The sequence below is a fragment of the Glutamicibacter ardleyensis genome (assembly GCF_014644555.1).
Lineage (GTDB): Bacteria > Actinomycetota > Actinomycetes > Actinomycetales > Micrococcaceae > Glutamicibacter > Glutamicibacter bergerei.
Genome location: NZ_BMKX01000006.1, coordinates 260,549 through 267,027, shown reverse-complemented (window position 1 = coordinate 267,027; position 6,479 = coordinate 260,549). Strand labels below are relative to the sequence as shown.

At 54.8% G+C, this 6,479-nt stretch carries 6 protein-coding genes; 3 read left to right on the top strand and 3 right to left on the bottom strand.

Annotation, left to right across the window (positions count from 1 at the left end; all coding sequences use genetic code 11):
• Positions 1–57 precede the first annotated feature (57 nt).
• From IEX04_RS12955 to IEX04_RS12945, 3 genes are all read right to left on the bottom strand, one after another.
• On the bottom strand, positions 58–1,449 hold the full coding sequence (locus IEX04_RS12955; RefSeq protein ID WP_188686140.1) for an amino acid permease: 1,392 nt from the start codon (positions 1,447–1,449) through the stop codon (positions 58–60).
• A complete protein-coding gene (gene hisC, locus IEX04_RS12950; protein WP_188686138.1) occupies positions 1,446–2,513 on the bottom strand; it encodes a histidinol-phosphate transaminase in 1,068 nt (355 codons plus the stop codon). Before hisC ends, IEX04_RS12955 begins: the two co-directional genes overlap by 4 nt.
• Positions 2,514–2,708: 195 nt before the next feature.
• On the bottom strand, positions 2,709–3,218 hold the full coding sequence (locus tag IEX04_RS12945) for an Lrp/AsnC family transcriptional regulator (protein WP_146112539.1): 510 nt from the start codon (positions 3,216–3,218) through the stop codon (positions 2,709–2,711).
• Positions 3,219–3,459: 241 nt separating this feature from the next.
• On the opposite strand from IEX04_RS12945, the gene IEX04_RS12940 reads away from it, so the two are divergent.
• From IEX04_RS12940 to IEX04_RS12930, 3 genes are all read left to right on the top strand, one after another.
• The gene (locus IEX04_RS12940) at positions 3,460–4,329 is read left to right on the top strand and encodes an SDR family NAD(P)-dependent oxidoreductase (RefSeq protein ID WP_188686136.1); all 870 of its coding nucleotides are present in this window, start codon (positions 3,460–3,462) and stop codon (positions 4,327–4,329) included.
• Between the two features lie 157 nt (positions 4,330–4,486).
• Positions 4,487–5,386, top strand: coding sequence for a VOC family protein (locus IEX04_RS12935; RefSeq protein WP_188686133.1), 900 nt, complete (start codon positions 4,487–4,489; stop codon positions 5,384–5,386).
• Between the two features lie 80 nt (positions 5,387–5,466).
• Positions 5,467–6,435, top strand: a complete 969-nt coding sequence (locus IEX04_RS12930) for an epimerase (RefSeq protein ID WP_188686132.1) — start codon at positions 5,467–5,469, stop codon at positions 6,433–6,435.
• The last annotated feature ends 44 nt before the right edge of the window (positions 6,436–6,479 follow it).

Sequence of the window (6,479 nt, the reverse complement as noted above, 5' to 3'; positions counted from 1 at the left end):
GAAGCCGGCGGAACCAAAAGGTTCCGCCGGCTTCCCGGTTTTAGTTCGGGTAGTCAGTTACCGCTGGTGCTGCGGGGCAGCTCCCAGCCTCAATGCCTTGGAAACTAACCAAAGGGCCGCGGTCAAGCCAAGGGTGAGCAAGAGCTGCGTGCGGGCTACCGCATCAGTCATCGCGATACCCACAATGACAACCATCATGGCAATGGTGGCCAAGGATAAGTAGGGGAAGCCCCAGAGCTTCAACGGCAAGTGCGTTCCTTCACGTTCTGCACGACGGCGCAGAATGTATTGCGTGAGAGCAATAAAGCACCAGATCACGATGATCGTTGAGCCGACCACGTTGAGCAGGATCGGCATGACTGCATCTGGCCAGATCCAGTTCAATCCCACCGCGATGAAGGAGAACGCTACCGAGCCGAGTACCGCGTTGGCTGGAACTCCCTTACCGGTGACGTGAGTGACCGCACGTGGAGCCATCTTGCGGGTGCCGAGCGAATACAGCATGCGTGAGGCACCATAGATGTTCGCATTCATTGCGGAAAGCAGTGCGATAACTACCACGGCACTCATGACCAGTTCAACGCCAGGTACGTTCAGCACGCCTAAGACCGCGGAGAATGGACCGTCGACAATGGCGGGGTTATTCCAAGGAAGTACTGCAACGATCACGATGACCGAGCCGAGGTAGAAGAACATAATACGCATCATCACGGACTTGATGGTCCGTTTGATATTGCCCTGTGGGTCATCGGATTCGGCTGCAGCGATGGAGACTACTTCGGTACCGCCGAAGGAGAAGATCACGATTAATAGGGCCGCCGCAATACCGGTCAAACCGGCCGGAGCGAATCCGCCGTGGGCGGCAAGGTTCGCCAAACCAACTGGCTCGTCGGTAGGAATAATCCCAAGCAGAACTAGTGCGCCGACGGCCAAGAAGGCAACAATCGCCGCGACTTTAATGAACGCGAACCAGAACTCGAACTTTCCGTAGTTTCCTACGCCCAGTAAGTTTGCCCCGGTAAACAGGACCACAAAGCCTAGGACCCAAGCCCATTGCGGGAAGTTGGGGAACCACGCGGCAACAATCGCGGCCGCACCGGTTGCTTCGGCCGCAATGACCACAACGAGCTGGATCCAATAAAGCCAGCCAACGGTACTGCCGGTACTGCTACCCATCGCTTTATGAGCGAAGGTACTGAATGCTCCGGAGGAGGGGTCTGCCGCAACCATTTCGGCGAGCATCGACATGATCACAATAACCACGGTGCCGGCGATCAAGTAGGACAGAAGGACGGCTGGGCCAGCGATGGAGATTGCTTGGCCTGAGCCTACGAAGAGGCCAGCACCAATAGCACCGCCAAGACCCATCATGGAGATCTGACGTTGAGTTAGCCCAGCGTGGAGCTTGGGGGCATCCTCAGTTTTCTGGATGTCGGTCTTCGTACTCATAGGCTAGTTACCAGTACTTTGTTGTTCAATGCTGCCAAGACGCGGTCAACGTCGTGGGGATTGCCAGAGGAAATACGCAGACCCTCGCCTGCAAAGGCACGAGCCACGACATTTCCTTCGTTTAAGGTGGCCTCCAACTGCGCGGTGTCTTCACCGGCAGCGACCCACACGAAATTGGCTTGTGAGGGAACCGCTGGATAACCGGCGGCGAGTAGTCCTTCGAGCATGCGATCGCGTTGCTCTACTACTTCTTCGATGCGGACGTTGAGTTCCTCGGCGGCTTCAAGCGAAGCCACGGCTGCACGCTGAGCAAGGTCGGTAACGCCGAAAGGCACTGCGACCTTGCGCAGGTTCTGTGCAACCTGAAGTGGGCTGATGGCATATCCAATACGCAGCCCGGCTAAGCCGTAAGCCTTGGAGAAGGTATGCAAAACTGCAACGTGTGGGTACTTGCGAAAGAGCTTGAGTCCGTCGGCGCGAATATCTGAGCGGTCAAAGTGCACATAAGCTTCGTCAATAACTACCAGGATGTTTTCGGGGACTGCTGCCACGAACTCTTCCAATGCCTCGGCGGCAACGACGGTTCCGGTGGGGTTATTTGGGTTGCAAATAAAGATGAGCCGGGTGCGCTCGGTAATCGCAGCGAGCATGGCAGGCAGGTCGTGCTTGAACTCGGAGTCTAGCGGGACCTCAACTGGAACGGCTCCAGCGATACGAACCAGCGATGGATAAGCCTCAAATGAACGCCAAGCGAACATCACCTCGTCACCTTCGCCGGCCACAGCATGAATGAGTTGGGAGGCTACTTCAACGGAACCTGCACCTAATGAAATCTGCTCCGGATCCAAGTCATACTCTTTAGCTAACGCGCTAATGAGTTCTGGAGCGGCCATATTCGGGTAGCGATGTATGCTCTCTAAACCCTGCGCGATGCTTTGAATCACCGAAGGCAACGGCGCGTGTGGCGATTCATTGGACGAGAGCTTCGAGGCGCCCGGCGCAGCAGATTTCCCCTGGCGGTAGGCCGGAACTGCGGCGAGGGAGGGGCGTTGATTGATGTTCATTGATTCCTCTCTAAAAGTCATGAATCGCCGTAGACAAAACGGTGAAGTGCGGTCTGCCGAGAATTTGATACCCAGGACACAAACCTAGGTGAAGCGAGTCACAAGAAAAGACTGTAGGTGTGAGTGTGTGTACGGCGCAATCGGGTCATAAAAGGCTATGCATGCTGTATACCGTTTGGGCCGTAGCTGCAGAATTTACTGATCGATTTGTATAGTCTTCTCATCGGGTGGCGAATTTTTTGCATAGGCTTTAACCAGTGGGAGGGTCCGCCCTTGAAAATGCTCACGGAGCGCCAGTGATGACGAGGTGCGAGCCACCCCGGGTACCAGATTGATCCGGTCGAAAATTGCTTGAAGGTCGCCGGCGTTTCTTGCCACGACCCGCAACTGTAGATCAGAGGTTCCGGTGACCGTATACATGTCCACAATTTCGGGGATGGAATCGGCTAAGCCGGTGGCTACTGGTTCATGACCAAATTTTTGGATGATTTCCACCGAGCAGAAGGCGACCAATTGATAATCGAATCCGGCAGGCTGTACTTGCGGAACGATTGCCTTGATCACCCCACCTTCATGTAAGCGTGCCAAGCGGCTAGTCACCGTGCCGCGCGCCACGCCAAGGCGCCTGGCGCATTCCATCACGGGGAGCATGGGGGATTCGGTGAGGAGCTCGATTAAATCGGCGTCGAGGCGGTCGATATGCACTGCGTAAGTCCTCTGCTGGAGGTAAACATCGGATGCGGTGGTCAAGGTGGTCGAAACTATGGGCCACCGCGCACCACTGTTCAAGAGTATCGCGAACGACTTGAGGTGCTGGGGATCAAATGATGGCAGGACGCCATGGACTAGGGGATCGACGCGCTATCACCCTTCGCGATGTAACGCGCCTCACGTTGTAGGGTAAGTTTCACTTGGCCATTATCGGCTTAACTATGGGAGGAAATCGATGAGTGAGAGCGCACGCTTAGAATCGGTGGCAGGTCTGACAGTTCTGGTTACCGGAGCAGCTCAAGGAATGGGTGCACTGTTTGCTCGTATGGCTTGTCTGGAAGGTGCTCAGCGTCTGATCCTTTGGGATGTCAGCAGTGAGCAACTCAGTGCGCGTGCCGAAGAACTCGTAGAGTTAAACCCTGCATGTAAGATTCAGACTCAGGTCGTGGACCTGCGTAATCAGTCGGCAATCACGGCGGCGGCAGACCAGGTCCTAGCCGGTGGGAGCGTCGATGTGCTGGTGAATAATGCCGGAGTGGTCACCGGCACGAGCTTTGCAAAACATCGTACGGCGCAAATCACGGACACCATGGCGGTCAATTCCCTCGCCCCGATGTATTTGACGCATGCACTGCTAGAACAGATGGGCAGGCAGGGACGCCCTGGCCGAGTTCTGACAATTGCCTCAGCAGCCGCGTTGGTATCCAACCCAAATATGAGTGTTTATGCAGCCTCTAAAGCCGCGGCCATGAGTTGGAGTGACTCGCTACGTTTGGAACTTGAGCAAGAAGCCGAACGGAACATTAAGGTCACCACTTTTTGTCCCACTTATGTTTCCACCGGGATGTTCACCGGGGCGAAAAGCATGTTGCTGACTCCCATCATGGAACCTGAGCAGGTAACGGCTAAAGCCTGGAACGCGATGCTTCGCGGAACACCGTTAGTGTTGTTGCCTTGGACCAGCAAGCTTGGGCAAGCTTTGCGCGGTATTTTGCCCCGCGCAGCGTGGGATCTGGTAGCAGACAAGGTCTTCAGAATCTATGGATCCATGAACGAGTTCACCGGTCGTCAAAGATCATCAGAAGTCGACGAAACAGTGTCCTAACGAAGGGCTTGGTTAGCACCATATTTACTGCCAACCTATTTACCTCAAGCTGCAGCCAGAGTAGCGTAACTGAGGTAACCGGCGTGTAGCTTCTGGCCCTTCAGAAGCTGTTGCGTAGACACCGTAGCCGGTTTTTTAGCTTCAGGAGTGAGTGAGCGTGCAAAAGTTCATCCCCAACCTCTGGTTTGCTGGAAATGCCGAAGAAGGCGGGCAGTTCTATAGCTCCATCTTCCCGGATACCACTTCTGCAGTGGAATCTCGGTATCCCACCGAAGGCTTGCTCGATTTTCAGGAGCCATTAGCAGGTCAACCACTGACCGTGACGGTAAATATCGCTGGAACTCAACTCACCCTGGTGAACGCCGGCAATGACTTCACTCCCAACCCGTCAATTTCATTTATGCTCAGCTTTGACCCGGAAAACTATCGGGGCTCCGCAGAAGCTACAGGTAAAGCCCTTGCCGCAACCTGGGACAAGCTTCGTGAGGGCGGAAGCGTATTGATGGAATTAGAAAAATACCCCTTTAGCGAGCTCTACGGGTGGGTACAAGACCGCTACGGAATTAGTTGGCAATTGCTTCAAACAAACAATGGGCAGAGTGAATCTTTCGTGACCCCGTCGTTGATGTTTGGAGGAGCCGCCCAGAACATGGCAGTACCGGCGGTTGATTTTTATGTTGACGTTTTTTCGGATGCGGAGCTAGGTAGCCGGTTCCCATATCCTGAGCCTACCGAAGTCACCACGGCCGGCGCCGTAATGTTTAGTGATTTCAAAATGGCAGGACAAAACTTTGCCGCCATGGATTCTGCCGTCGAACAACCATTCAGCTTTACCCCGGGCATATCTATTGAGGTTCAATGTGAAGATCAAGCCGAAATCGACAGGCTATGGACGGCGCTGTCGGCGGTACCCGAGGCCGAACAATGTGGTTGGCTGCAAGATCAATACGGAGTGAGCTGGCAAATAGTTCCAAGTAACATGGGCGAGCTCATGTCTCGTCCCGGAGCCTTCGAAAACATGCTTAAAATGAAGAAATTAGTGATCGCAGATTTCTAGTGTTTCAGTCATCTCCGGCACCGGTGATGACGTGACACCAAGCTGAGGTTCAAGCAGAAGTGTGTGAACGGAGAACACAGGTGTCAGCACGTCGCGCAGTACTCGCCGGGGCGTCCGGATTTATAGGGGAACGTCTGCGAAGTGAGCTGTTAGCCCAAGGTTACGAGTTGTCGATTATTGGACGGGGTGGACCCATCCGTTGGGATGAGCCCAGCGCGGTCGAGCACGCCGTCAACGGCGCGGAGCTACTAATTAACTTGGCTGGAAAGAACGTGGGTTGCCGCTATAACACCAAAGCGCGCAATGAAATCCTAAATTCACGGGTTCAGACAACTCGTATATTGCACGATGCGGTTTCCAAAGCCACGACACCACCAAAATTATGGCTAAACGCCTCCACCGCGACCATCTACCGGCACTCCATGGACCATCCCAATACTGAAAGTACCGGGCGACTCGGTGATGGATTCTCCGTGGACGTCGCCAGGAACTGGGAGCGGGAGTTTTTGCGCGGCGAACTTCCGAGTACTCGGCGAGTAGCTCTTCGCATGGCCATTGTGCTCGGTGATGGACCGGCATCGCAAAAACTCCTGGCGCTAGCCAAATGGGCAGTGGGTGGTCCGCAAATTGACGGTTGGTGGCCATCGCATACGCGGTACCGTGGCATTGGACCAGACCCCACCGGGCCTCAACGAAGCAGTTTTTACCGCACGCGGGGCCAGCAACGGTTTAGCTGGATCCACCTTCAGGATGTGATCGGGGCGATTAGGCATATTCAGGATCATCCAGAAATTTCCGGCCCAGTAAATCTCGGCTCACCTCAACCAGTGACTAATATCGAACTTATGGCGGGCTTGCGACGAGTCGCTGGCCGAAGCTTCGGCTTACCGGCGTATCGTTGGATGCTTGAACCTGCGATGTTCGTGCTCCGGGTTGAACCGGAAATGCTGTTGAAGTCTCGGTGGGTACTGCCCGAGGTCCTTCTAGAGTCGGGCTATAAGTTTAGCTGGCCTGAGCTCTACCCAGCGCTGGCAGACATCGCAGACTAAAAGACGTGCATCGTTGGTGAACATCACCGGGTGCTTGTGAAAGG